Annotated in this window: 22 protein-coding genes and 1 riboswitch; of the genes, 4 read left to right on the top strand and 18 right to left on the bottom strand. The window is 41.0% G+C overall.

Features of this window, described 5'->3' with window-relative positions; translation table 11 throughout:
• Positions 1-26 precede the first annotated feature (26 nt).
• Together CLV57_RS12605 and CLV57_RS12610 are read right to left on the bottom strand one after the other, a co-directional pair.
• Positions 27-1331, bottom strand: a complete 1305-nt coding sequence (locus CLV57_RS12605; RefSeq protein ID WP_211290072.1) for an O-acetylhomoserine aminocarboxypropyltransferase/cysteine synthase family protein — start codon at positions 1329-1331, stop codon at positions 27-29.
• Positions 1332-1535: 204 nt separating this feature from the next.
• Positions 1536-1647, bottom strand: a riboswitch (SAM riboswitch).
• Positions 1648-1809: 162 nt separating this feature from the next.
• Positions 1810-2925, bottom strand: a complete 1116-nt coding sequence (locus CLV57_RS12610; RefSeq protein ID WP_100341750.1) for a trans-sulfuration enzyme family protein — start codon at positions 2923-2925, stop codon at positions 1810-1812.
• Between the two features lie 111 nt (positions 2926-3036).
• Between CLV57_RS12610 and mqnE the strand changes: the two genes are divergently transcribed.
• The 3 genes from mqnE to CLV57_RS12625 all read left to right on the top strand — a co-directional run bounded on the left by mqnE (position 3037) and on the right by CLV57_RS12625 (position 5696).
• Complete coding sequence (gene mqnE / locus CLV57_RS12615) at positions 3037-4230, top strand: aminofutalosine synthase MqnE (protein ID WP_100341751.1); 1194 nt, start codon at positions 3037-3039, stop codon at positions 4228-4230.
• 92 nt (positions 4231-4322) lie between these two features.
• Positions 4323-4943 carry a histidine phosphatase family protein gene (locus CLV57_RS12620; RefSeq protein WP_100341752.1) on the top strand — a complete coding sequence of 207 codons (621 nt, stop codon included), beginning with the start codon at positions 4323-4325 and terminating at the stop codon, positions 4941-4943.
• A 9-nt stretch (positions 4944-4952) separates the two neighbouring features.
• Positions 4953-5696 (top strand): menaquinone biosynthetic enzyme MqnA/MqnD family protein, encoded by a 744-nt coding sequence (locus tag CLV57_RS12625; RefSeq protein WP_100341753.1) that lies wholly within the window; start codon positions 4953-4955, stop codon positions 5694-5696.
• Between the two features lie 64 nt (positions 5697-5760).
• On the opposite strand, the gene ccsA (CLV57_RS12630) is transcribed toward CLV57_RS12625, so the two are convergent.
• The 8 genes from ccsA (CLV57_RS12630) to CLV57_RS12665 all read right to left on the bottom strand — a co-directional run bounded on the left by ccsA (CLV57_RS12630) (position 5761) and on the right by CLV57_RS12665 (position 15170).
• Positions 5761-8238: a cytochrome c biogenesis protein CcsA gene (gene ccsA / locus CLV57_RS12630; protein ID WP_100341754.1), complete on the bottom strand. Its 2478-nt coding sequence runs from the start codon at positions 8236-8238 to the stop codon at positions 5761-5763.
• An 86-nt stretch (positions 8239-8324) separates the two neighbouring features.
• On the bottom strand, positions 8325-8735 hold the full coding sequence (locus CLV57_RS12635) for a cytochrome c maturation protein CcmE domain-containing protein (RefSeq protein ID WP_100341755.1): 411 nt from the start codon (positions 8733-8735) through the stop codon (positions 8325-8327).
• Positions 8736-8844: 109 nt separating this feature from the next.
• Positions 8845-10563 (bottom strand): T9SS type B sorting domain-containing protein, encoded by a 1719-nt coding sequence (locus CLV57_RS12640; RefSeq protein ID WP_100341756.1) that lies wholly within the window; start codon positions 10561-10563, stop codon positions 8845-8847.
• 121 nt (positions 10564-10684) lie between these two features.
• Positions 10685-12118, bottom strand: coding sequence for a Glu/Leu/Phe/Val family dehydrogenase (locus CLV57_RS12645; RefSeq protein ID WP_100341757.1), 1434 nt, complete (start codon positions 12116-12118; stop codon positions 10685-10687).
• Between the two features lie 152 nt (positions 12119-12270).
• Positions 12271-12480 carry a CcmD family protein gene (locus tag CLV57_RS12650; protein WP_100341758.1) on the bottom strand — a complete coding sequence of 70 codons (210 nt, stop codon included), beginning with the start codon at positions 12478-12480 and terminating at the stop codon, positions 12271-12273.
• Positions 12480-13154, bottom strand: coding sequence for a cytochrome c biogenesis protein CcsA (gene ccsA / locus CLV57_RS12655; RefSeq protein ID WP_394339445.1), 675 nt, complete (start codon positions 13152-13154; stop codon positions 12480-12482). The genes CLV57_RS12650 and ccsA (CLV57_RS12655) overlap by 1 nt, the downstream gene beginning before the upstream one ends.
• 52 nt (positions 13155-13206) lie before the next feature.
• Positions 13207-14421 carry a carboxypeptidase-like regulatory domain-containing protein gene (locus tag CLV57_RS12660; RefSeq protein ID WP_100341759.1) on the bottom strand — a complete coding sequence of 405 codons (1215 nt, stop codon included), beginning with the start codon at positions 14419-14421 and terminating at the stop codon, positions 13207-13209.
• Between the two features lie 65 nt (positions 14422-14486).
• Positions 14487-15170 carry a heme exporter protein CcmB gene (locus CLV57_RS12665; RefSeq protein ID WP_100341760.1) on the bottom strand — a complete coding sequence of 228 codons (684 nt, stop codon included), beginning with the start codon at positions 15168-15170 and terminating at the stop codon, positions 14487-14489.
• Positions 15171-15248: 78 nt separating this feature from the next.
• Here CLV57_RS12665 and CLV57_RS12670 point away from each other — a divergent pair, with 78 nt between their 5' ends.
• Positions 15249-15734, top strand: a complete 486-nt coding sequence (locus CLV57_RS12670) for a methylated-DNA--[protein]-cysteine S-methyltransferase (protein ID WP_100341761.1) — start codon at positions 15249-15251, stop codon at positions 15732-15734.
• Between the two features lies 1 nt (position 15735).
• Here the strand turns inward: CLV57_RS12670 and CLV57_RS12675 are convergent, their stop codons facing one another.
• From CLV57_RS12675 to CLV57_RS12710, 8 genes are all read right to left on the bottom strand, one after another.
• Positions 15736-17658 (bottom strand): hybrid sensor histidine kinase/response regulator, encoded by a 1923-nt coding sequence (locus CLV57_RS12675; RefSeq protein WP_100341762.1) that lies wholly within the window; start codon positions 17656-17658, stop codon positions 15736-15738.
• Positions 17659-17681: 23 nt separating this feature from the next.
• On the bottom strand, positions 17682-18269 hold the full coding sequence (locus tag CLV57_RS12680) for a chemotaxis protein CheB (protein WP_157799152.1): 588 nt from the start codon (positions 18267-18269) through the stop codon (positions 17682-17684).
• Positions 18259-19086, bottom strand: a complete 828-nt coding sequence (locus CLV57_RS12685) for a CheR family methyltransferase (RefSeq protein ID WP_100341764.1) — start codon at positions 19084-19086, stop codon at positions 18259-18261. Before CLV57_RS12685 ends, CLV57_RS12680 begins: the two co-directional genes overlap by 11 nt.
• Before the next feature lies 1 nt (position 19087).
• Positions 19088-22522, bottom strand: a complete 3435-nt coding sequence (locus CLV57_RS12690; RefSeq protein WP_100341765.1) for a response regulator — start codon at positions 22520-22522, stop codon at positions 19088-19090.
• A 100-nt stretch (positions 22523-22622) separates the two neighbouring features.
• Positions 22623-23033, bottom strand: a complete 411-nt coding sequence (locus tag CLV57_RS12695; protein WP_100341766.1) for a hypothetical protein — start codon at positions 23031-23033, stop codon at positions 22623-22625.
• A 15-nt stretch (positions 23034-23048) separates the two neighbouring features.
• Positions 23049-23378: a gliding motility protein GldC gene (gene gldC / locus CLV57_RS12700; RefSeq protein ID WP_100341767.1), complete on the bottom strand. Its 330-nt coding sequence runs from the start codon at positions 23376-23378 to the stop codon at positions 23049-23051.
• Between the two features lie 9 nt (positions 23379-23387).
• The gene (locus CLV57_RS12705; protein WP_100341768.1) at positions 23388-23654 is read right to left on the bottom strand and encodes a hypothetical protein; all 267 of its coding nucleotides are present in this window, start codon (positions 23652-23654) and stop codon (positions 23388-23390) included.
• On the bottom strand, positions 23655-24992 hold the full coding sequence (locus CLV57_RS12710; RefSeq protein ID WP_100341769.1) for a DEAD/DEAH box helicase: 1338 nt from the start codon (positions 24990-24992) through the stop codon (positions 23655-23657).
• Positions 24993-25029 lie beyond the last annotated feature (37 nt).

Raw genomic sequence — 25029 nt, forward strand, 5'->3', positions numbered from 1 at the left:
ACACAATTTGTTGCGGCTTATTCGCTTTATGCTATTTTAGCCAAAGCCTGTTCAAAATCAGCTATAATGTCATCAATATGTTCAATACCAACTGCTACACGCAATAATCCGGGCGTAACGCCTGCAGATAACTGCTCTGCGTCTGATAACTGTTGATGCGTTGTAGCAGATGGTTGTATAATTAATGTTTTAGCATCGCCAACGTTAGCTAAGTGACTAACCAGTTGCAGGCTATCAATAACGCTACCTGCTTTTTCTTTACCGCCTTTAACTTCAAACGACAGTACCGCACCAAAGCCATTTTTTAGATATTTTTTAGCCAGTTCATGCGTTGGTGAAGATTCCAGTCCAGGATAGTTTACTTTTTCAATAGCCGGGTGTTGCTCCAGCCACTTAGCTAATGCCAAAGTATTATCAACATGGCGCTGAACGCGTAATGATAAAGTCTCCAGTCCTTGCAATAATAACCAGGCGTTAAACGGTGATTGAGCAGGGCCGAAATCTCTCAGCCCCTCAACACGTGCACGGATAATAAATTGAATATTACCAAACGGACCGTTAACGCCAAAAACGTCTGAAAACACCAATCCGTGATATCCTTCTGACGGCTCGCTAAAAGCAGGGAACTTGCCGTTACCCCAGTTGTAATTGCCGCCATCAACAATAACACCGCCGATGCTTGTACCGTGTCCGCCTATCCATTTTGTTGCCGATTCAACTACAACATTTGCACCATGCTCTAACGGACGAAACAAGTAACCACCAGCGCCAAAGGTGTTATCAACTATTAAAGGAAGGTCATGCTTTTTAGCTACAGCGCTTACCTTTTCAAAATCAGGCACGTTAAAGCCCGGGTTACCTATGGTTTCAAGGTAAATGGCTTTGGTATTACCGTCAATTAAAGCGTCGATGCTTTCGGCAGTATCATCTTTAGCAAAACGTGCTTCAATACCTAAACGTTTAAAAGCAACTTTAAATTGATTATAGGTACCACCGTATAAAAATGGCGAGGTTACAAAGTTATCGCCCGCCTGTAAAATATTGTTTAACGCGATAAACTGTGCTGCCTGGCCCGATGCTGTTGCCAAAGCGGCTACACCGCCTTCAAGAGCAGCAATACGCTTTTCAAAAACATCGGTAGTTGGGTTCATTATACGCGTGTAGATGTTGCCAAACTCTTTTAAGGCAAAAAGATTAGCGCCATGCTCGGCGTTTTTAAATGCATATGAGGTTGTTTGATAAAGTGGTACAGCACGAGAGCCTGTGGCGCTATCAACTTCCTGACCGGCGTGTAGTTGTAAGGTTTCGAATTTTAAATTGGTAGTAGACATAATATTATTTTTAGAATTGGTTGAAAAATTAACATGGTTTCTTGCAGTAGGCTTTGGGCTTAAACAAGCCTTCGGCATACACATTAAATGGAGGGGTGCGCATTAGCAGCAACAGCAACGCATGCAACAACAGAAATTGCTAACGCGTTTAAAAACTGATATACTAACTACGGGAAGGTTGTTTGTTAAATTTTCCATATTGTTAATTTATATTTCCCGGGATATTTACCGGGGCAGGAATTGGCACCTTCTTCGCATCTGCGGAGGGTTGCCAGCGGGTCGCGGAGCCTGATCTCTCGCCGCTTCTTTATAAACCAAATATGCCTGAAAGGTATATTGATCAATTACATTGCTATCGCAATGTGCTGCAAATATAGGTTTTGATTGCTTAAATGCAAATTTTTGGAAGGCAAAAGGTGAAAGCTAAAAGGTGAAAGGCGTCTTTTCATATTCAATATCAATCCTTTTACCTTTCGCCTTAAGAAAGAGCCTGATCCATATCGGCTATTAAATCATCAATATGTTCCAACCCTACTGATATCCGTAATAAATTAAATGGTGTTCTTGTATCGGGCCCTTCCATAGTGGCTCTATGCTCTATCAAGCTTTCAACACCGCCTAAACTGGTGGCGCGGGTAAATAACTGCAATTTATTAATTACCCGGTTGGCAGCTTCAGGTCCATCTTTTAATGTAAATGACAGCATACCGCCAAAATAATTCATTTGTCCTTTGGCTACCTCATGTCCGGGATGCGATGGCAAGCCCGGATATAAAACCTGTTCAACTGCCGGCTGCTGCTGTAAAAACTCCGCCAAAGCCTGCGCATTACTTACATGCCCACGAATACGATAAGGCAGTGTTTTTATGCTTCGCGTAAGCATGTAGCAATCCTGAGGAGATGGAACAGCGCCACCCATTACCTGCACATTACGTATTTTTTGCCACCACTCATCATCCTTTGCAGTTATTAAGGCCCCACCCATTACATCACTGTGCCCACCAAAATACTTAGTTGACGAGTGCATAACAATATCAACTCCAAGGTTTAAAGGCTGCTGACATATGGGTGAAGCGAATGTATTGTCGCAAGCTACTTTGATATTATGCTTTTTAGCTATGGCTACAACTTTACGTATATCTGTAATTTTTAATAAAGGGTTGGATGGTGTCTCAATCCATATTAACCCGGTGTTGGGTTTTATGTGAGCATTTAAAACTTCTGTATCGTCTATATTAGTAAAATCAAACTCTAATATACCTTCAAACAATTGCTTTAACTGATTGCGCAGACCATGATACATATCATCGGGCGCAATGATGTGTGTGCCGGGTGTTAATGATTGAAAAACCGCCATTCCAGCAGCATTTCCCGATGAAAAAGCAGCTGCATCAACACCATTCTCCAGCTTTGCCAATACGTTTTCTAACGATGCCCGGTTGGGGTTAGTTGCACGACTGTAGATGTGGCCCTCTCTAAAACTGCCGTCTGGCATACGCTCAAAGGTAGTTGATAGCGTAATGGGTTGCACAACTGCACCCGTAAACTCATCTGTTTTATTCCCTGCGTGTATGGCTATGGTTTCCTGTCTCATAAAAACAAACTTAGAAAATTATAGGGTTCATAGCACAAAAATTGCGCCTGCCCGACAGATGTTGCACTACCATTACATTAACATTTGCTATTTTTGCAAAAACACTTTTTAATGGGGGCTGAAGGCAAATTACAACTACTACTACAAGATGCCGGCCTTTCTGCTGAGCTAAAACACATTGCAGAAAAGGTACTGAATAACCAACGCATAACATTTGATGAGGGCGTTACGCTCTACGAAAAAGGCGAACTGGCTTATGTAGGCGTTTTGGCTAATTACGTACGCGAAAAGCGTCACGGCGATGTAACCTATTTTAACCGCAACTTTCATATTGAACCTACTAACTTATGCGTGTATGATTGCAAGTTTTGTTCGTATTCAAGATTGATAAAACAGCGTTCGGAAGGTTGGGAATACACTATGGAAGAGATGTTTGACATCGTAAAGAAGTATGACGGCGAACCTGTTACGGAAGTGCACATAGTTGGTGGTGTATTACCGCAATATGATGTACCTTTTTATGCAGAACTCTTCAGCAAGATAAGAGCGCATCGCCCTGAATTGCATGTTAAAGCCCTTACTCCGGTTGAGTATCATTACATCTTCAAAAAAGCCAAAATAGATTATGCTACCGGCATGAAAATGATGATGGATGCCGGTTTAGGCTCTATCCCCGGTGGTGGCGCGGAAATATTTGACGAAGGCATACGCGAACAGATAGCCAAAGATAAATGTACATCGCAGCAGTGGCTGGATATACACGAGGAATGGCATAAATTGGGTGGCCGCTCTAATGCCACTATGCTATATGGGCATATTGAGGAATTCAAACATCGGGTTGACCACATGGAGCGCTTGCGCCAACTGCAGGACAGAACCGGCGGTTTTCAAACCTTTATTCCATTGAAATTCCGCAATAAGGATAACCAGATGTCGCATGTGCCCGAGGTTAGCGTGATTGAGGACCTACGTAACTATGCCATAGCGCGTATTTATCTGGATAACTTTGATCATATTAAAGCCTACTGGGCTATGATCAGCAGAAACACCGCGCAATTATCGCTCAACTTTGGGGTAGATGATATTGATGGCACGTTGGACGATACCACCAAAATATATTCCATGGCCGGCGCGGAAGAGCAAACGCCAGCTATGAGTACCAAAGAACTGGTTGAGCTGATAAAACAGGTTGGCCGCCACCCAATTGAGCGTGACACCCTGTATAACGTAGTAACAGATTACCAAAACCATCAGTTTGCCGAAGAAGCCAAACCACAGTTTTATAAACTGCCTGTAATTAATTAGTCATTGGGCATTGGTCATTAGTCATTGGTTGCATCTTTTAACCTCATAAATGACAAGTGACCAATGACCAATGACCAGTGACTTAATGACTAATGACTAAAAAAACACTTTACATAGTACGCCACGGCCAAACTGAGTTGAACAGATTAGGCATTGTTCAAGGTCGCGGTAAGAATACTGATTTGAATGATGAAGGCAGATGGCAAGCCGACAGGTTTTACCAGGCTTACAAACATGTAGCTTTTGATAAAATTTACATCTCTGAGTTGAAGCGCACCCAGCAAAGTATCCAACAGTTTATTGATCTGGGCATTCCATATGAAAAACTGGCCGGATTGGATGAATTAGCCTGGGGTATTTTAGAAGGCCAGCCTGCCACACCTGAAACTAAATCTGCTTTTTTACAAATTGTGCGCGATTGGGTTGCCGGAAACTTAGACAGCAAGTTTGAAGGCGGTGAAAGCCCTAATGAGGTACAGGCACGCCAACGCGAGGCATTGGATGTGATCATGTCCCATCCGGAAGAAGAAACAGTTTTGATATGCATGCACGGCCGTGCCATGCGTTTGTTTTTGTGCCTGCTAACCGGTAAATCGGCAGTTGAGGCTGAGGATTTTCCGCATCAAAATCTGGTGCTTTATAAAGTAACTTTTGACGGCGAAAAATTCAGCATAGCTGATTTTAATAATGCCGACCATTTAAAGAAAGATTGAGAACGATACGTGAGTAACATTAAAATATCAGCGGTTAGCTATACCAATACCAAGCCCTTTATTTACGGGCTGCAACATTCAGATGTGTTAGATAAGATAGATCTGAGTCTGGATATTCCGGCTGAGTGCGCACAGAAACTGATAGATAACAAAGTAGATATCGGCCTAATACCCGTGGCTGCTACCCTTAACCTCTCCTATTGGGAAATTGTTGCCGACTATTGCATTGGTGCCGTTGGCGAGGTAAACTCTGTTTTTATATTCAGCAATTGCGAGATCAGTAAGGTAAAACACTTACAGCTCGATCCTGAATCGCGTTCATCCAACAATTTGGCAAGGGTACTGCTTAAACATTATTGGAAGTTGGCTCCTGAGTTGATTACCAACGCTTCTGATTATGGCAATTCAACGGATGAAGAAACCGCCTATGTTCAAATTGGCGACCGTACTTTTGGCAAAAAGGATAAATACAAATTTGCTTATGACCTTGCAGGTGAATGGCAAAAATTTACCGGACTGCCTTTTGTATTTGCTGCATGGATAGCCAACAAACCAATTCCACTTGAATTTGTAGCGGAGTTTAATGAAGCTTTAAAGTATGGCTTGCAACACCGTGACGAGTTATTTGCTGAAATACCCGCGCGCGCCGACTTTGATATTCATGATTACCTGATGAATAAAATAGATTTTGATCTGACGGAAGATAAACGAAAAGCGCTTCATTTATTTTTAGATTATTTGAAGGCATTGTAGTATGTATAAACAAGAAGAGCCTTTGCTTATTTCAGGCTCTTCTTGTTTGGAATCAGATATACACTTAAACCACTTTTATCTCTTTATTCCTTCTCAGTATGGCCATTAAGGTACCAATTACCATGATGATGGTTCCAGCCCATAACAGGTTAATGAATGGAAAATTAATAGCACGCATTACTATGTATTTGCGTTCGCCCGGTGGCAATTGATACATAGTTACCTCCACCTTGTTTTGTTCAGGAATGATCTTGCTGAAGCGGAACTTTATACCCAGATCTTCCACTTTAGCAGCAAAATCAAAAGCATTATTGTTTTTGATCAGATAGATAGGCTTAGCCTGGTAAGTTTTACCGTTAGATACTACATCTATAGCCAACTCAACGGCTACATCTTTATCATTCAGTTCAATACTTTTTACTTTGTTAATGCGTGTAACACTTTTAAGTAGAGCATAACCTTCTCTAAACGGAAGGGTATCGCCAACTGCAACCTCATAAACCAAAGGAGCCTCGTATTTGCTGTCGTCGTCCTCTCCCTCGTGTCCCTCTGCTTCAGCAGTTTCATCATAGGTAATAGAGTTGGCCATGTTTACGTGTGTGTAAATATCACTAAACAAATAGTGGCGCGTATCGGGAGATGAGATCAATCCCATTTTGCGATTAGCCTGCGCGTTAGGTTTCAGCATAAAATCTTCAACCACTTTTCCATTATCATCAAAGCGTTTGTATTGAACTTTGAAATAATGGTTAGGAGGAGCTATAGAATCACCCACATAGGTTACCTGGTACTTGCCCATGGTTACAGGCATATTTTTGTACATGGTAACATTCTCCATCGGATTGTTCTTTCCCTTAATGAAGTCTTCAGAATATTGCGTACCTGCCGTATTTTCAGATATCACTTTACTTGTACCTGCAGCAATTAAGGCTCCTACCAACATCAAGCCAAAGCCAATGTGCGCCACTGCTGATCCTGCCAGTTTAAATTTGCCCTTAACAGCATCGCCTAATATTTTACCATTGGCCAGTATAGAGTAAATGCTGCAAAGCATTACCAATGAAAATACAAAGTTGAGTTTATAAACGCCCGTTAGAAAAATAACCGCTCCTGTTATTAAGGCAGCAACACCTATGTAAACACCTGTTGTTATAAAAAAGCGGGTAACATCTGTCTTTTTGTATTTTAGAAATTGCGATACACCGGTAAGCAGGGTCACTACAATGGCAAATGAAGCCTGAATAATGTTATAATGCTTTACCGGATCTGTAGGTGGCGCCAGCTTTGTACCGAACATGGCATTCCAAACAGGAATAGACGATACCACAACCAGGTGGAAGCAAGAAAGACACATAAACACAGAACCTACAAACATCCAAAACTCGCGTGAATAAGTTTCTTCATCTTTTTGGGTGATAGGCAGATCTTTCCAGCGCAGCACCAATAGAATTATTGACACTACCAGGAAGATAATCACATCAATAGCGAGATGCCAGAACATCCCAGCATCAGTAAAAGAATGCACAGAAGTTTCGCCTAAAACACCACTGCGGGTTAGGAATGATGCATATAACACCAGCACAAAGCTCATCATCGTCATGATAGTGGCGGTTGCGTAGGAGTGTCCGGAGTTTTTATAAACAATAAGTACGTGAACGGCACCAACCAATATCAGCCAAGGTATGATAGAAGCATTTTCAACCGGGTCCCAGGCCCAAAAACCGCCAAACGTAAGTGACTCATAAGCCCAGAAGGCTCCCATTATAATACCTGTGCCTAATACCATCATGGCAAATAAACCGTATGGTATGGCAGGTTTTATCCATTCTGTATAGCGTTTTTGCCATAATCCTGCAATAGCATAAGCAAACGGAATGATCATTGAACCAAAGCCTAAAAACAAAGTGGGTGGGTGAATAACCATCCAGTAGTTTTGCAGTAATGGGTTCATACCGTTACCGTCTTTAATGTAGCTCAGGTAATTTTTATAAAGCTCCGGATTAGTAGCGAATATAGGCGCGGAGTCTTTTAGATTAACCGCTTCGCGCAGCAAAATAAATGGAGACGACCCTATACGGATGCCAAATATTTCAACTCCCAGCAAAAATGTAGCTAACATAGCCTGAGAAAAAGCGATAACCGTCATTACTGGTCTTTCCCACGTTTTTGCTTTCCATATCATGAAACTACCTAAAACAGATTGCCAGAAAGTCCACAGCCAAAAGCTACCCTCCTGTCCATCCCAAAAGCTGGAAATTATGTAATAAACCGGAAGCGCGCGTGAAGAGTGTTCATGTGCGTATTGGTACTCAAACAGGTGATTTACAATGATGTAAAACAGGCAAACACCAATACCAATTACAGAAACAGTGTTTATGATGAAACCAGCCCGTGCCAAAGTTTGCCATGAGTTATCAGTTTTATTGTTGGTGGCAAAATAATAGGCAATTGCCGCAAATAACGCCGAACCAAATGATAATACTATAAAAAACTGGCCTAAGCTACCCGGTATAAGGTGCTCGCCAACGAAAGCTGTATCCATTAAAATTGTTTATGTATTGGCCCGCGAAGGCTTGAATTCTGTAAATTCTGTTTAACGCGTTGAAGTTAAATCAGGTGATGGATATATTATAAAGCTGCCTGTTTAGCTTTAAATTCTGTCATCTCGACCTTATCGTCCTTATATTTAGACGGACACTTCATTAATATCTTTGATGCATGAAATTCATTGCCCTGCATTTTTCCGGTCAACACAATTTGCTCTGAACGTTCAAAATCTTGAGGCTTGCTACCTGTGAAAACTACCTTACGTTCCTGCCCGTTATCATCTTTCATATAAAAAGCAAAGTAATTGGCATCTTTGGTTGCATCGTAATACAAATCTTTTGTTTTGTTTAGTTGTCCTTTTACCTGCAACTCGCTCTCCGTATTTTCAGCATCTTTAAAAGAGCCGTAAGTACTTGAATTACTGTACACACTTATAATAACAGCAATAGCTATTGCAATAATAACCAAACCAAAAATTGAACTTTTTTTCATTATAGGTTTATCTCCGTTTAAATCGCGTTTGCAAAAATACAAAACGTTGAGGGAATAATTTTTATTACATGGGATATGTTTTATTTAGAATTGTTACAGATAAGCGCCGTTATTTAATGATACTAACATAGCCACCTTTGGTAACTTTAGTATGATAGTACTGATCAGTGCCTTCAAATAACCAGTAATACGTTCCAACAGGTAATGGTTTACCGTTCCAGTTACCATCCCATAGGTTACTTTGCTTATTAGTTTTGTATAAAAATTGCCCGCTGCGGCTATAAATACTTATCGTTCCAAACTCAATAAAACCCTCTAAGGTCAAACCAAAAGCATCATTAATACCATCACCATTTGGTGTGATTGCTTTGGGGGCTGAAATCACAAACGGAGCAGGTGGATCTATTGTAACATTCACAGACGCTATTTTCTCACAACCCGATTCACTTATTGCTTTGATGTAGTATTTGCCGCTTGCATTAATATTTTGAAAGTCAGCAAGAGGCACCGTCAATTTATTGTTGGAATAATAATAGTACTTATAGCCGGAGTGATGGGTGTAAGCTTTGCTTAAATCGGCAGTTGCCGGGTAAACAACCTTCAGATCAGATGTGGTAAGATCCACTTCATCATAATATCTTAATTCAACCTTTAAAGTGTTAGTACATCCTGCTGAATTAGTAGCTTTTATGTAGTAAGTGCCGGATTGAGAAATCTTGTCAGGATCGCGCAAATATTCTTCAGTTATAGGATTTATATAGTATTCCAGGCTAAATTTACCAACGCTGCCGCTTGTTACTAACGGCGATCTTAAATTAAATTTTGAGCCTTTGCAGAAATATAAAACCGGCTCTACCTTAAAAACAAATGATTCGTCTGACTTTATGATGGCTACATTGAGTGTATCTCTGCATCCCAGCCCGGGCAACGCGTCTACAACGAGGCTGTAACGAGTACCATTGGGCGGTGCTGGACTAATATTCAATGTTTGGGTGGTGTCTAACACTTTGGTCATGTCATCACTTTTATACCATTTGTAACTATTAAATCCGCGCGGACCTTTTAAAGAAACAAAATTTTGATTAGAACAGTAAGCGTTGCCCGTTATAGGATTATTGCACTGCTCATTTATATCAAAATACGCATAACCAAAATGACCACCTCGTGTACAATCATTAGCAGTAAAAATCAATTGGATTTTTTTCCCTGCATAACCTTGGAGGTTTATGGTTGTTGACGTCCAATCTTTATAATAAATAGACGAAAGATCAACTCCGCCGTTTGGTAAAGGATTATTGGTTACAATATCTGATATTTTAAAGCCGGGCAAATTCTGATTTGCTATAAAATCAAAAGCAGGACATTCAACCTCCTTATTATCAGTTTCATTAAAAACTCTTACGGCAAACCTCGGTTGCTCAACATCGCTGTGGCCCTCAGGATTTTGCAACACCACAGCGTAATTCAATATCAAAGCGTATTGAGGTGTATTAGGAACACTTAGCGCATAAATTAATCTGTCAACTCCCCTGCCTGTATTATCGTCACCTAAACGTACTGCAAATCCGCTACCATTAGGACTCACTGTAGGAAAGTTTCCGTAACGATCGAATTTCTCGTCGCTGGCTTTCATTAAAGTTAGCCTGGGCTCAACAGGTTGTGACGTTTCGCTCAAACTTAGCGCGCCGTTTCGCGCTATTTCTCCTGTAAACATTTGCCAGCCGCTAAAGTCTCCGCGCTCAAAACCAATATTGTCCGGGCACTGTGAAAAAACAGCTGGGCATGTGGATATCAACATCCAGAATAAGACATGGGCAAAACGGTTCATTTTTGGTTAAAGTAAATTTAACCTTTTAAAAATGACATTTGCAACAGGCTACCAATACTTTACAATTAAAAAGGCCGGCAAATTGCCGGCCTCGTCTCACATAATAAAGGTTAAATATTATTTACGGCCACACGCCCAGGTTTTGGTAGGATACTGCTATTTTATTGATCACCACAACAAGTGCTGCAGTACGCAATGTGTCTATCTTAGGGTTGTTTTTATAAACCTGTCTAAATTCGTGATATGAACGGATCATAGTATCTTCAAGACCCGAGTTAACCAATTCCAACTCAGATGCGCCTTTAACAATGGTTGCCCGTTGCAACGGTGTTAACGCAATGCCAGTTAAACCTTCAACCATATTCACCAGATTGAGATTTGAGTTTTCTTCAAACCGGCGATTAATGCGGCCAAACGCTACGTGCGATAGATTTTTTAACCATTCAAAGTAAGAAACGGTAACACCACCGGCGTTGGCAAACAGGTCGGGTATTATGATGCCGCCTTTGCTGTAAAATATCTTCTCCGCTTCAGGTGTAGTTGGGCCGTTAGCTCCTTCTACTATAATTTTAGCTTTAATGTTAGCCGCGTTAGCAGCTGTTATTTGATTCTCTAAAGCCGCAGGTACTAAAATATCGCAATCCTGCTCTAATCCTTCAGCCGAGTTTTTAAACTCTTTTTTAGCGCCACTAAAGCCTAATATAGATCCTGTTGATTTACGATGCTGGAACACCGCTTCAACATCAAGACCATCCTCATTGTAAATAGCACCTTCAAACTCGCATATTCCAACAATCAGTCCACCAAAATCTGCTAAAAACTTGGCCGAGTAATAGCCCACATTACCTAAACCCTGCACTATTACTCTTTTACCTTCTATACCGGGTGTAAGACCAAGCGCTGCCATATCTTCGGGTACACTAACACACTCTCGTGTGGCTATTGCTACCCCTCTGCCCGTAGCCTCGCGCCTGCCCTGTATGCCATGTAAGGCAATTGGTTTACCGGTAACACAGCCCATTGCATCTAACTGCCCTGGGTTCATGGTAGCATACGTATCGGCTATCCAACCCATTTCACGTTCGCCTGAGCCATAATCAGGTGCCGGTACGTCAATGCTTGGGCCAATAAAATTTTTCTTGATCAACTCAACCGTGTAACGACGGGTGATGTTTTCCAGCTCTTGCGTAGTATAATTTTTTGGATTGATTTTTATACCACCTTTAGCGCCGCCGAAGGGCACGTTTACAATGGCGCATTTGTAAGTCATTAGGGCGGCAAGCGCCATTACCTCATCCTCGTTAACCATCTCGCTGTAACGGATGCCACCTTTAGTTGGTGACTGGTGATGAGAGTGTTCAACCCGCCATGCATCTATTACCTCAAAATCATTGCCCTTACGTATGGGGAACTTAAAATGATAAACGCTGTTGCAGGCCTTTATTTGATTTAACAGGCCGGGATGATGTTGTGTAAACTGTGCGGCGTAGTCAAAATTTTTACTTACATCATCAAAAAAATGTGTATTGTTTTCGGCAGAAATTATAGTGCTCATAACGTGCTAATAATTATATTTTTCTTAAAATAGAATGCAAATGTGGTACAATTTTTATCAAAATTGCAAGCACTTAAGCACAACTATTTTTATACTATTATTAACAATGGTATAAAAACTATGTTTAAACAAATACGGCTTATTTTAGGCGATTATTTTTCTTTTTCGATTTTTTTTAAACGCCTGTCAATACTGAAAAGATATACCGATAAACCGGCAAAAATGATAACAATGGTTACAATAACAACGTAAATTTTTCCTTCTTTACGCATATCAAACGCCATATCAACAGCGGCGTTTTCCTGCGCAAAACAGGCAACGTAACTTAACAGAAACAAAAGCAATGCAGATAGCTTTTTCATTAATTTATTTGATTCTTTTTATATTCAATTAAACGGATACGATAGCGTAGCGTAGCTATCCAAACTGCAAACAAACTCCATGCTATAAATGCCGGATACAATACCATGCGCATCCTGTTATCCATATCCAGTTTACCAAATGCGGGGTTACCGCCATTGCCCGGATGCAGTGAATCTGTAAGGCGAGGTAATACCATTATCAGCACGATCATTATAGGAAAGGCAAATATGTTATATATGGCAGATATTTTGGCGCGTTTCTGTTCTTCGTCAATTGAGTTACGCAAAACAGAATAAGCGCAATACAGTAAGAAAGCTATGGCCGCGCTGTTCTGTTTGGGGTCATTGCTCCAATACTCCCCCCAGGTATATTTGGCCCACATCATACCCGTTATTAAGCCCAACACAAAAAAGAATATGCCGGTATTAGCACTTTCAACAGCTATGAGGTCAAACTCTTCTTTTCCGGTAGCCAGATATTTAACACTGTATACAACCGAAACAGTAAATACCGTGAACATGGCTATCCACATAGGTACATGGAAATAGGTATTTCTAATTGTCTCGTGTAAAATTGGTAAAGCAGGAACGCCTAACAAAAAGCCTGCAATAAGGGTGTAAAATATAATTACCACCGCAAGCACCTTCCACCAGGTTTGATAAATAAACTTCATAATTGATTAAACGGAACAAATGTAGCAATTATTTGAATTGCACATTTGTAATTTATTTAGCGCTTTTAAAGGGTTGTGCCGGAACGTAGTCAACGGGTAAAAGTTCAGATAGACGCTGTTTTGACCATGCCCCTTCCATCAAGGGGCTTTCACCCACTACTATGCCGTTACTGTCAAATATAGTGTATGGCGGGTTATTAAATAAAGTTAGCACACTTACCTCATAATTAGGCATATCAAGCGGGCGGTAAATATCCTTGAATGCTTCTGTTTCTTCGCGATTTTTGTAGATCACATACAAATAGTCAGGAAAAGTTAAAACATATAAACCCGGTTCAGGGCCTTCCCGCAACACTTCATTGCTAAACCACGGCATACTGGATATTTTTTGGTTGACATATTTAGGGCTTTGATAAATATTATACCAATACTGAAATGAATCTCTTCTGATAGTACCGTTAAATTGATCAAGTTTTTTAAGTATGTAGCCTGCCGACGGACGCGCAGGATCCGTCATGCGTACCAGCCGGCGCATTTCAAAACCCTCCTGCTGTAATTTATTCTGATAAAGCGAGCGAAAAAAATGCATTGCAGAACCGTAGTAGGCTTCATCGCGTTTAGCTTGCCATTTCTTTTTCTGTGAAGCATTACCGGGTAATTCTTCAAACAAGCGTTTACCTTGGTAAGATATAGTACCCTCAATTTTATCTGAACTAAAAGCATTGAGCAAGAATTTTACGCGATATCCTAACGCCTTGTTTTCAACAACTAAAAACTCATCGCTGCTGGCCACTAAGGTTTGTTTTGATTTACGGTAGGTAAAGTCAAGCACTTTTGGATTTATCACAACACATTGTTTAGCGTTGGCATCTGTGCCTATAAAATCTTTTTTAAACATCTCATAGTTCCGGTTCCAATCGGCACGGCTGCTGCCCGATATGGTTACCTCCCGCAAAATAATGGGCTGCTGCTCCAGTTCAATTCTAAGGTCGTTAATATCAGTATTGACCATTACCGTTGTGTTGTATTCGGCATAGCCAACCGCTGTAACAACCAGTGTATATTGACCAGGGCGCAGGCGATTTAAAGTAAACGTACCCTCTGAAGTGGATGTGGTACCAAATGATGAATTACTTAAAAACACACTCGCACCGGCAATCAATGAGCCACTGCCTTTGTTAACTATTTTGCCGCTGATAGTAAAGCTTTGGGCAAAAAGCATTGACGGCCACAGGAAAAGGAAAAGTAAAAACTTTCTGAGAAGCATTGAACTCTTTTGATCTTTATAAATCAAGCCTAAGGTAAATATTTTAACTAAAGCTGTGAAATAGTTTAATCTCGCCAGAGGTATGGAAACAGTAACAATGCAGTTGTGATCACAATAGCGTTAATGGCAGCCAATACCCCAATATCACCATAACTAAGGCTACGGTCGAGGCCGTCCATAGCGCGCTTGCTTAACCTGATCAGCACCAAAATTACCGGTATAATTACCGGGAAACTTAAAATTGCCATCAATGTTCCATTATTACCTGCTTTTGATGCTATGGCCGATATCATAGTAAAAACCGTTGAAAAGCTAAATGCACCTAACACTACGGCCAAATAATAAAATAAAACATCGCCTATGGTGTTTTCAAAAAAAACAGAGTAAACTATTAACGCCAGCGTGCTCAGCAGCAACATCAGCGCCATATTATAAACAGTTTTGGAAAGAATAATAGCCTGCGGGCTGGCAATTGAATAATAATAAAGCAACCGACCCTTACTCTCCTGCATAAAGCTTTTCGCTATTGCATTAACTGAGGCAAACAGAATGATGATCCAAAAAAGTACGTTCCAGACTATTTTGTAGCCGGAGCTGCCTGAAAAACCGGCATTAAGATTAAACGAAATATAACAAATAAACACCGTTGAAACCACGTACAAAAGCACGCCGTTAAAGGCATATTTTGAGCGCCACTCCAGTAATATTTCTTTTTTTAGAAGGTACCAGGTTTGGTCAAGTAGTTTCATGGCGCAAATGTAGCGATTAGTTGATTTGATTTTCCGCCTTGTTTTTCTAAATTGTGCCTCTCAATTATCAGCCTTAATATGCATAGCGTTTATTACCAAACTCCTGTTGGAGTGGCCGAAGTTACCGAAGAGGATGGCTTTATTACTTCCATTCATATTTCGGATGAAGAGCATGAAATTAATGCTACAGATAATGAGCTGCTATTAAACGCAATTACCCAGCTTGACGAATATTTTGCAGGAAAGCGTTTACAATTTGACCTGCCATTTAAACAAAAAGGCACAGATTTTCAGCAAAGGGTTTGGCAATATCTTGAGCGTATTCCGTATGGCACCACTACCAGCTACGCAAAACTGGCTGACCAAATGGAGCAGCCATTAGCTATACGTGCCATAGCATCTGCAAATGGCAAAAATAATTTATGGATAGCTGTTCCCTGCCACCGCGTTATTGGGAGCGATGGCAGCTTAACCGGTTATGCAGGCGGCTTGTGGCGCAAACAATGGTTGTTACAGCACGAAGCCCGTACCATTGGTATAGGCCAAACCATGCTTAATTTATAGTTTAGCGCTCATTCACCAACTTCTCTATCATGCGGTGAAGCTGATCAGGTTGAAAAGGTTTGCCCAAAACATCATTCATACCCGAAGCTATTGCCTCCTGCTGTTCATGATCAAATGACGCTGCAGACAGTGAAATTATGGGAATGCTGCGTTTGGGTTCGTCAAAATCAAGCCTTATTTTCTTAGCGGTTTGATAGCCGTTCATCTCCGGCATATGCGTATCCATCAGAATAATATCGTAATTTTTTTCTGAGAGTTTCTCCAAAGCCCTCAAACCGTTACTAACAATATCAACATTTACCTGCCAATCCTTTAATATCTTTGACAACATAAACTGATTGATAAGATTATCCTCTGCAACCAGGATATTTAAATTGCTAAAGCCTGTCAGGTTTGCTGTAATTTCAACTTCATCCTTGGGCTTTGGCGCAAGTGTATACCAGTTGGTGAAAGTAAAAACACTGCCTTTATTAACCTGGCTGTTAACTATCAAATCGCCCCCTTTCAGCTCCGCCAGTTTTTTAACTATGGCTAAGCCTAACCCTGTACCGCCATATTTAGTGGCAGTGTCATCTTCAGCTTGTTCAAATGAATTGAATATAGCTCCTAACCGGTGCTGCGGAATACCTATACCGGTATCTTCAACATTAAATTTAAGCCTTACTTTATTATCCTGTTTTTCAATAACCGAGACATTTAACTTAACGTAACCGCGTTTGGTAAACTTTAAAGCGTTGCTCAATAAATTCATCAATATTTGATTCAGACGTAATGAATCAAAAATAATATACTCGGGAACCTGAGGGTCTATCTCTAAAAAAAACTCTATAAACTCTTCATCTGCCTTAAATTTAAGTAGCCGATAAACGGAGCGTATCAACTCGTGAAGGTTGCCCGGAGTGCGTACAATGCTGAATTTACCGGCATCAATCTTAGAGATATCTAACACATCGTTTATTACCCCCAACAGCGACTGAGATGAAACTTCAAGCAACTCAATCATGCTTCTTTGCTGCTCGGTAAGGTCGGTTTTACGTAGCAGATTACTTATTCCTATTATGCCGTTAACAGGTGTACGCAATTCATGACTCATGTTGGCCAGAAATGTTTCTTTTGCTTTTTTACCGTACTCAGCCAGTTCCTTTGATTTTACCAATTGTTCCTGATAGCTCTTTTGCGCTGAAATATCGCTTATGTTTAAAAACAACGTGCGGTTGCGATACGCTATGCGGCACTCCACCCAAATTACTGCTTTGCTAAACGTGTTGAATTGATATTCAAAAACAGATGATGCGATATTATCTTTTATGATCCTCCCTAAAGCTGTTCTAAAAGGAGCCCTTTCCGATTCAATGGTCAGATCAATTATGCTGGTACCTGTCAGTTTTTCCGGCGTAAAACCTAAAATGCGCTCAACAGCAGGATTTATTGATATTATACCAAAACTCTCTGCATTAACTACGCTAATTATATCTGCCGAATTTTTAACAATAAGCGAGAAATTATATAATTCCTCGTTCTTCTGAATGATATCAGCCTGGTAGCGTGCCAACTGAATAAACGAATCAACTTTTGCTGAAGTAATATAAGGATCAAGCGGTTTGTAAAGATAATCAACCGCGCCTGCACCTAAACCTTTAACAGCATACTTGGTTTCTTTTGAAATAGCTGTAACAAAAAGTATAAGAATATCTTTAGTACGCGGATTTGACTTTAACATTTCTGCAAACTCAAAGCCATCCATTTCGGGCATCTGCACGTCAATAAGCCCTATTGCTATATGATTTTCCCAGGCAATTCTGAGACCTTCGTTGGGTGATGTTGTTGAGAATATCTTAATATCATCGCGTGCCAACAGGGCCTCAAGGGCAATAATGTTTTCTTCCCTGTCGTCAACAATAAGAATATTTATAGGTGCAGGCATTGTAAGGGTCAGAGGTAGTTAAATTAAGTCTTGAAAAGTTCAAGTATATCGTTAGTTGTTAAAATATATTCAGCAGCGTTCAGATCAATAGCTGATTGCGGCATTTCAGGCATCTCTGCCTCTGTTGGGTCTTGAGCAATTGTTAATGATCCGCTATCTTTTAACGATAACAAGCCCCTTGCACCATCCTGATTAGCACCCGAAAAAAGCACAGCCGTACATTTGCTTTTAAACACCTCGGCAGCACATTCAAAACTTACATCAATTGAGGGCTTTGAGTACCATACAGCTTCTGATACATCCAAGCCAAAACTACTTTTGCTCTCAATAAGTGTATGATAATTAGGGGGCGCTATGTAGATGGTATTTCTGTTTATTGCATCCTTATCACTCACTTCACGCAGCAACATACGACTATTAGCAGCAAACAGTTTTTCAATTTCGCTGAAAAAGTTCTTTTTCCGGTGGATAACTATTAATACTGTTTTATTAAGATTAGCCGGAAAAGTGCGTACAGCGTTATAAATGTGTTTAAACGACCCTGCTGATCCGCCCAATAAAAGCAGTTCAGATGCTTGCCACCTGGCAATGATATGTGGATCAAGAGCCAATTTTCTGGTAGATGTTTTCTTTTTGATTGATCACCTTAAACCTTTTTCTAAACGCTTCCGAGCGTATGGTTTCTTTTGTGCCTAAACACAAAAAGCCCAGTGGCGCCAAACTGTTGTAAAACAATTCAAGTACGCGCTCCTGTAATGCATTTTCAAAGTAGATGAATACGTTCCGGCAGCAAATCAACTGAAATTCGTTAAAAACGCTGTCGGAAACAAGGTTGTGTACGGAAAATAAAGTATTTTGTTTCAATTCATTATGAATTGTTGCCGCATCATACAAAACTGTGAAATGATCTATAATAGATCCATTTAAGCCCGCCATCTGATAGTTTTCGGCATAGCTCTTAATTTTGCGTAAACTATAAATTCCCTTGCGGGCCTCGTTCAATACTATAGTGTTAATGTCGGTGCCGTATATAAAGGACTTTTTACGTAATCCTGCCTCATTCAACAATATCGCCAACGAATAGGCTTCTTCACCTGAAGAACATCCCGCGCACCAAATTTTTGAATGCTGATACGATGACAAATAGGGTATTACCTGGTTGTTGAGCGCCTGGTAAAAGCTCGGGTCGCGAAACATCTCGGTAACGTTAACCGTAATTTCCTCTAAAAAGGTTTGAAAAAACTCCGGATAATTAACCAGTTGATGCTTCAGATCATAAACACTCAGCTTTTTAAGCTGCATTACACGCATAATACGCCTGCGTAATGAAGCTTTAGAGTAATTATTAAAATCAAACCCATACAGCTTTTTAACTAAAGCAATGAGTTCTGTTATTTGATGAATGTTTATCTCTGTTGGCGCGTGCATATTATTTTTCGAGCCACAACTGCATTAATGATATCAGCCTGTCAATATCAACCGGTTTAGTAATATAATCATTAGCACCGGCCTCAATACATTTTTCCCGGTCATCTTTCATTGCCTTTGCGGTTAGCGCAATAACCGGCAACCTTGCCCACTTGTTTTGTTTACGAATGTGCCTTGTAGCCTCGTAACCATCCATCTTAGGCATCATTATGTCCATCAAAACGATGTCAATATCGGCCACGTCTTCCAACTTAGCTATCGCTTCTTCCCCGTCTCCGGCTATTTCAACGTTCATCTCGTAACTCTGTAAAGCGCTGCTCAAGGCAAATATATTGCGCATATCATCGTCAACTATAAGCACTTTTTTACCTTTAACGCCTGTTTTGCCCTGAACGGCAATAGCAGGTTTAGCCGGCTGCGACGCCGGTTGCGGCAAAGTACTGCTAATTTTATTGAGGAAGAGATTCACCTCATCAATCAATCTGTCTGACGATTTATTGGTTTTTACCACCATCGCGTTAGCATACTTCATTAGCCTGCTAACAGAGGTTTTATCCAATTCCATTGCTGTATTGACTATTACCGGCAGTGCTGCAAACTTCTCCTCTTCTTTGATCTTATCCAACAGGTCAAGCCCGGAAATATCAGGAAGATTGAGATCGAGAATTACGCACTGGTAATCATTTTCATGGAGCATACGGAAAGCCGAATCGCCATCGAAAGCCTGATCTACCGAGATACCGTTATTCTGCATCATCTCTTTCAAAGCCTGGCTTTGCGCACGATGATCTTCAACCAAAAGTATTTGCTTGAATTTAGTACCGGTGCTCACCATCATATCTCCAAACAGCTTATCCAACGCTGTGGTGTCTATAGGTTTTTTAAGGAAGCTGATGGCCCCTTCTCTGCGAACGCGATTAGCAGCAGCATCGCCTGCCGACATTAAATGCACCGGAATGTGCGCGATTTTCTCATCAGCTTTAATTTCTTTCAATATCTGCCAGCCGTCTTTCCCGGGCAGCATAATATCCAGAATTACGGCATCAGGTAAATGCTCGCGCACCACATTTACTGCATTGGTGCCTTCGTTAACCATTACAGATTTATAGCCATGGTCGGCAGCATAGGTTTGCAGTATGCCAGCAAAATTTTTATCGTCTTCAACAATAACAACCAATGGTTCCCGGTTTTCCAAACCAGCCGGGCGTTGCGGAGCGGGCTGCAATGGTGCAGACGCAACAAATGTTTGGGCGGTTGGGAACAGTTCTTCTTCGGGTTTAGCGTTCTTGGCCTCCAACGGTATGGTAAGTATAAATTCACTACCCTCGCCTTGTTTACTTTTAAGCGAAATATAACCACCCAATAGCACGGCCAGTTCCCTACTGATTGATAAACCCAGGCCGGTACCTCCATATTTACGACTGGTAGAGCCATCTGCTTGTTGAAACGCTTCAAATATTATTTTCTGTTTTTCCTCTGCAATGCCAATTCCGGAATCTTTAATGCAAAAACTAATAGCATCTGGCGTTTTGCCCGGAATAACATCAACACTTATATTTCCGTTTTCCGGTGTGAACTTGAATGCATTAGATAACAGGTTTTTAATGATCTGTTCAACGCGCACCTTATCCGTATATATAGTTGCCGGAACATTTGCTGCAGAAGTAGTGAATGTGATGCTTTTATTGCGTGCTACTTCGGCGAATAACATTTCCATATCACTCAGAATATCTCCCACCTTAATGGTTTCATTCTGCATATCCAGCTTGCCCGATTCTATCTTAGAAAGATCAAGTATGTCGTTGATCAGCGTTAACAGATCGTTACCCGCATTGAAAATAACACTGGCGTATTTTAGCTGGTCTTCTGACAGGTTATTAGGTTTATTATCTTTCAATATACGCGCCAACACCAGTATACTGTTAAGTGGTGTGCGCAACTCATGGCTCATGTTAGCCAAAAACTCCGATTTGTATTTACCGGTGGTTTCTAATTCCTTAACCTTGGCATTTATAGCTTGGCGCGCTTCCTCTATGGCTTGGTTTTTTTCTTCCAGTAAACTGGCTTTCTCTTCCAACTCGGCATTAGTGGTGCGTAATTCCTCCTGCTGTACGCGCAATTCTTCTTCTGAAGCTTCCAGCATTTCGGTTTTATTTAGCAACTCCTCGTTGGTAACACGCATTTCCTCCTGCTGAGCTGAAAGCTCTTCTGCCTGTTGCTGAGTTTCCTCATACAGATCATGCATGATGGTGCGTGCCTGAGCAGTGTTGACCGCAACGCCTATATCTTTGGTAACAGTATCAATGTAGCTTTTTATCCTGCCGGTAATTTCGCCGGTGTAAGCAATCTCCATTATACCTTTTAACTGCTTATCAAAATAAAAAGGCACGATAAAGGTTGATACTTTGGTTTCTTTCAGTAAAGACGATTCCAAGTGCAAGCCATCATTAAACTTGCCTTCTTTTATAAAGGTCTCTTTACTATCCAATACCAAGCCTAACCAGCCCTCTCCCGGTACAATTTTCTTTTTTACTGTTGATAGGTCCGGAAAAGCATAAGTGGCGTAAAGGTTAAGTTCTTTATCCTTGTCATCATAAAGATAAAATGTACCGGCAACAGCCTCGGTATACTTGCAAACCTTGAATATGATATTATTAGCCAGTTCATGCTCAGATTGCTGGCCCTGTATACGCTCGTTGAGTTTAGCAGTGCCCGTTAGTAACCAATTTTTCTCTTCGTTCTCACCAAGAACTTTTCCTAACTCGCGGTTGGTAATTGTTATTTCGTCTTCAATTTTCTTTTGCTTCGCGAAGGTTTCCTGGATATAGTAGAACAACCAAAGAATAATGGCGAGGAACACCGCCGAGCCTGTTACAATAAATATAATTGCGCGGTTTGAAGCAGCCTGAGAACTTGCTTTGCGTGCAGCCAGCAAGCGGTTTTCAGTGTCTATGATCTTGGTGATAACCTTACGGATCTGATCCATACTCTGTTTACCGTTCAAAAACATGTTGTTCTGAACCATAAACTCCAGCCCTTTGGTGTCGCGGGTCTCGATATTGGTTTTCAAAAGCTCCAACTGGTTGCTTACCAGAACATTCAGAGAATCTACCCTGTCAACTTGTTCCTGGTTATCGTCAACTAACCCTCTAAGATCGCGCAGATCCTGATTGATGCCTGGTAAAGCCTGACGGTAAGGCTGTAACAATGCCTTTTTTTGTGTAGCACCGTAACCACGCATTCCGGTTTCAGCATCTATAAGTCCTTGAAGCAGGCTGTTTGAGCTTTTTATTACCTGCTGGGTATGATCAACCATTACGGTATCATCTTCGAGCTGGTTAATGCTATTGTAAGACAATATGCCTACTAAAAAAACTAATAAAATGGATACAGCAAAACCTACAAGTACCTGACTACGAAAAGACAATTTAAACATTACAGAATAGGTTATATATTTTAGATAGATTAATGCTCATGCGTACATACGCACAAGGCTAACACTTGTTTTATAAAGTTATAACTTTTATAAAACTATGCTACTTTGTATTCCCAATTTGTTTATTTGCGAAACTTCCGCCCAAAGCAACCACCGCGCCGGCAAACAACAAATACCAACCCCATTTAAACTTAATTTGTTTGGTTAAAAACCCTGCAACTGATTTAAACGGCAAAAAGCTGAAGCTTGTATTTACTTTCATAATAGCGGCAAGTAAAAGCAAAGCTACAAGCGCTAATGATAACCAGGCAGTGAGTTTCACTAAACCATTACGGTTTAATACAGTGCCTAATATGCCCACAACAGCAACCAGTAATATTACCATTCCATATGGTTTGTTTAGGTCATAAACGTTCCAGCTTACCAGCCCGAACGGACGCAACAATGGGCAATAGGTACCGGCAATTAACAGCACGAAGCCGGCAAATGAGAAGAATGAACTTGTACGCATGTTTAGGTTGTAATTTTATTGTTTGATATCCATTTTATCAGCAAAATGGGCACAGTAATCGCGCAGGTCTTCTACAATGTTCTTTTCGCCGGTTGCACGTAAAAAGGTATCGCCCATGGTTTGCAGGGTTTCATAAAAAAAGCGTTTCATTTCATCAACCGGCATGTCTTTAGTCCACAGGTCAATCTTTAGCGTGTTTTTATAATGCTGATCCCATAACGACAGCATAAACGCGTTTACCGGTAACGCTTCTTTGTTGGCGGCATCGGTTGATTCCCAGGTTATACGTTCGGGTACATTATTGTCATCTAACTCAACTATCAGCTTTATTTCGGCTTTTTTCATTAATAATTTCTATTTAACAAGTAAAAAAATAACTACCGCCAAAGTTATAAAGCTTAGCTCTATTACCCACAACTTTTTGGTGTCGGTAAAGAAATTACGGAATATTATATCCAGAAATGACACAACGAAAGCAAACAGCAGAAATATAGCACCAATAGTGCCCGACATGTGCGCGAACTCAACACCGGTTATACTTGCACCATTTATAAAAACATAAACCGCCAGTATTAACAGGAAGGCAGTTGCAAAATTAAGCGGGGTAATTTTTAATTTCATTTAGTGTCTTTTCTTTGGCTTTGATCTTTTTGGCTGACCTACCCAACCTGTGCGTTTGGCTTTTTCGGCATCAAACTTTTTGCGTTGGGTTGCCGTCTTTTTCTCGTGGAAAGCGCCTTTGAAATCCGGATCTTCTTTGCGTTTTTGTAAATCTATCTCCTTCGCCTGATCTTGTCTCTCCTCGTAAGGAGTTTCCTCAACAAATACATCAGCCGGAATTGAGGCAACGGGAATGGTTTGCCGTATCAGCTTTTGTATCTTACGGATATAATATTCTTCTGCCGGATTACAAAAGGTAATGGCTACGCCGCTTTGTAACGCGCGACCCGTACGCCCTATGCGGTGCACGTAATCTTCAATTACTACCGGCACATCAAAGTTGATAACATGGCTTACATCGCTTACATCAATTCCGCGGGAGGCCACATCCGTTGCTACCAGTATTTTTACCTCATCATTTTTAAAGGCATTCATGGAATTGATACGCGTGTTTTGCCCTTTGTTAGCGTGCAGTACCTTTACCTGATCATCGCCAAACTTGCGCAACAGAAATTTATAAACATCTTCGGCTGCGGTGCGGGTTTTACAAAAAACCATCAGCTTTGTTATATCCCCTTCTTCATCCAAAAGCTTTTTAAGCAGATTTATTTTTGTACGCACATTAGGCACGTGAAATAACTTTTGCTCAACGGTTTGTGCCGGTGTAGCTTGTGGCGTAACCTCTATAACGGTTGGAAATTCTAAAAAATTGGCCGATAGCTGGTGCACTTTATCAGACATGGTTGCTGAGAACAGCAGGTTTTGGCGCTTGCGTGGCACCACCTCTAAAATGCGATTGATCTGTGGCATAAAACCCATATCCATCATTTTGTCGGCTTCGTCTAAAACCAGTACCTGCAAAGGTTTGGTCATGATGTGACCAGCCAGGTAAATGTCCATAAACCTGCCCGGAGTTGCTACAATTATATCAACGCCTTTGTTGATGGTTTCTATCTGCGTTTTAGGGCCAAGGCCGCCGTAAACGGTAACGACACGCAGATCTGTATACTTAGCGTAGGTTTTTATATTTTCTTCAATCTGCATAGCCAACTCGCGTGTTGGTGCAAGGATCAGTGCGCGGGCATGTTCGCCCTGCGCATATTTTAACCGCATTATTAAGGGCAACACGTAAGCTGCGGTTTTGCCTGTGCCGGTTTGCGCAATACCCATAACGTCCTGCCCATTCAGTATAGGCGGAATAGCTTTTTGCTGTATGGGAGTCGGCTCGGTGTAACCTGCATCGGCAATGGCATTTAAGGTTTGCCTGTTAAAATCAAAGTCTTCAAAAGTAGCTGACATGCAGCAAAGATAGTTTTTTTCGGAGGCTTTGAGGTAA

Source organism: Mucilaginibacter auburnensis, assembly GCF_002797815.1.
GTDB classification, from domain to species: Bacteria; Bacteroidota; Bacteroidia; order Sphingobacteriales; family Sphingobacteriaceae; genus Mucilaginibacter; species Mucilaginibacter auburnensis.

Excerpts from the sequence above, each read along its gene's own strand:
- CLV57_RS12605 (WP_211290072.1), bottom strand. The coding sequence starts at position 1,331 with ATGTCTACTACCAATTTAAAATTCGAAACCTTACAACTACACGCCGGT.
- CLV57_RS12610 (WP_100341750.1), bottom strand. The coding sequence starts at position 2,925 with ATGAGACAGGAAACCATAGCCATACACGCAGGGAATAAAACAGATGAG.
- mqnE (WP_100341751.1), top strand. The coding sequence starts at position 3,037 with ATGGGGGCTGAAGGCAAATTACAACTACTACTACAAGATGCCGGCCTT.
- CLV57_RS12620 (WP_100341752.1), top strand. The coding sequence starts at position 4,323 with ATGACTAAAAAAACACTTTACATAGTACGCCACGGCCAAACTGAGTTG.
- ccsA (WP_100341754.1), bottom strand. The coding sequence starts at position 8,238 with ATGGATACAGCTTTCGTTGGCGAGCACCTTATACCGGGTAGCTTAGGC.
- CLV57_RS12635 (WP_100341755.1), bottom strand. The coding sequence starts at position 8,735 with ATGAAAAAAAGTTCAATTTTTGGTTTGGTTATTATTGCAATAGCTATT.
- CLV57_RS12640 (WP_100341756.1), bottom strand. The coding sequence starts at position 10,563 with ATGAACCGTTTTGCCCATGTCTTATTCTGGATGTTGATATCCACATGC.
- CLV57_RS12645 (WP_100341757.1), bottom strand. The coding sequence starts at position 12,118 with ATGAGCACTATAATTTCTGCCGAAAACAATACACATTTTTTTGATGAT.
- CLV57_RS12650 (WP_100341758.1), bottom strand. The coding sequence starts at position 12,480 with ATGAAAAAGCTATCTGCATTGCTTTTGTTTCTGTTAAGTTACGTTGCC.
- ccsA (WP_394339445.1), bottom strand. The coding sequence starts at position 13,154 with ATGAAGTTTATTTATCAAACCTGGTGGAAGGTGCTTGCGGTGGTAATT.
- CLV57_RS12660 (WP_100341759.1), bottom strand. The coding sequence starts at position 14,421 with ATGCTTCTCAGAAAGTTTTTACTTTTCCTTTTCCTGTGGCCGTCAATG.
- CLV57_RS12665 (WP_100341760.1), bottom strand. The coding sequence starts at position 15,170 with ATGAAACTACTTGACCAAACCTGGTACCTTCTAAAAAAAGAAATATTA.
- CLV57_RS12670 (WP_100341761.1), top strand. The coding sequence starts at position 15,249 with ATGCATAGCGTTTATTACCAAACTCCTGTTGGAGTGGCCGAAGTTACC.
- CLV57_RS12675 (WP_100341762.1), bottom strand. The coding sequence starts at position 17,658 with ATGCCTGCACCTATAAATATTCTTATTGTTGACGACAGGGAAGAAAAC.
- CLV57_RS12685 (WP_100341764.1), bottom strand. The coding sequence starts at position 19,086 with ATGCACGCGCCAACAGAGATAAACATTCATCAAATAACAGAACTCATT.
- CLV57_RS12690 (WP_100341765.1), bottom strand. The coding sequence starts at position 22,522 with ATGTTTAAATTGTCTTTTCGTAGTCAGGTACTTGTAGGTTTTGCTGTA.
- CLV57_RS12695 (WP_100341766.1), bottom strand. The coding sequence starts at position 23,033 with ATGCGTACAAGTTCATTCTTCTCATTTGCCGGCTTCGTGCTGTTAATT.
- gldC (WP_100341767.1), bottom strand. The coding sequence starts at position 23,378 with ATGAAAAAAGCCGAAATAAAGCTGATAGTTGAGTTAGATGACAATAAT.
- CLV57_RS12705 (WP_100341768.1), bottom strand. The coding sequence starts at position 23,654 with ATGAAATTAAAAATTACCCCGCTTAATTTTGCAACTGCCTTCCTGTTA.
- CLV57_RS12710 (WP_100341769.1), bottom strand. The coding sequence starts at position 24,992 with ATGTCAGCTACTTTTGAAGACTTTGATTTTAACAGGCAAACCTTAAAT.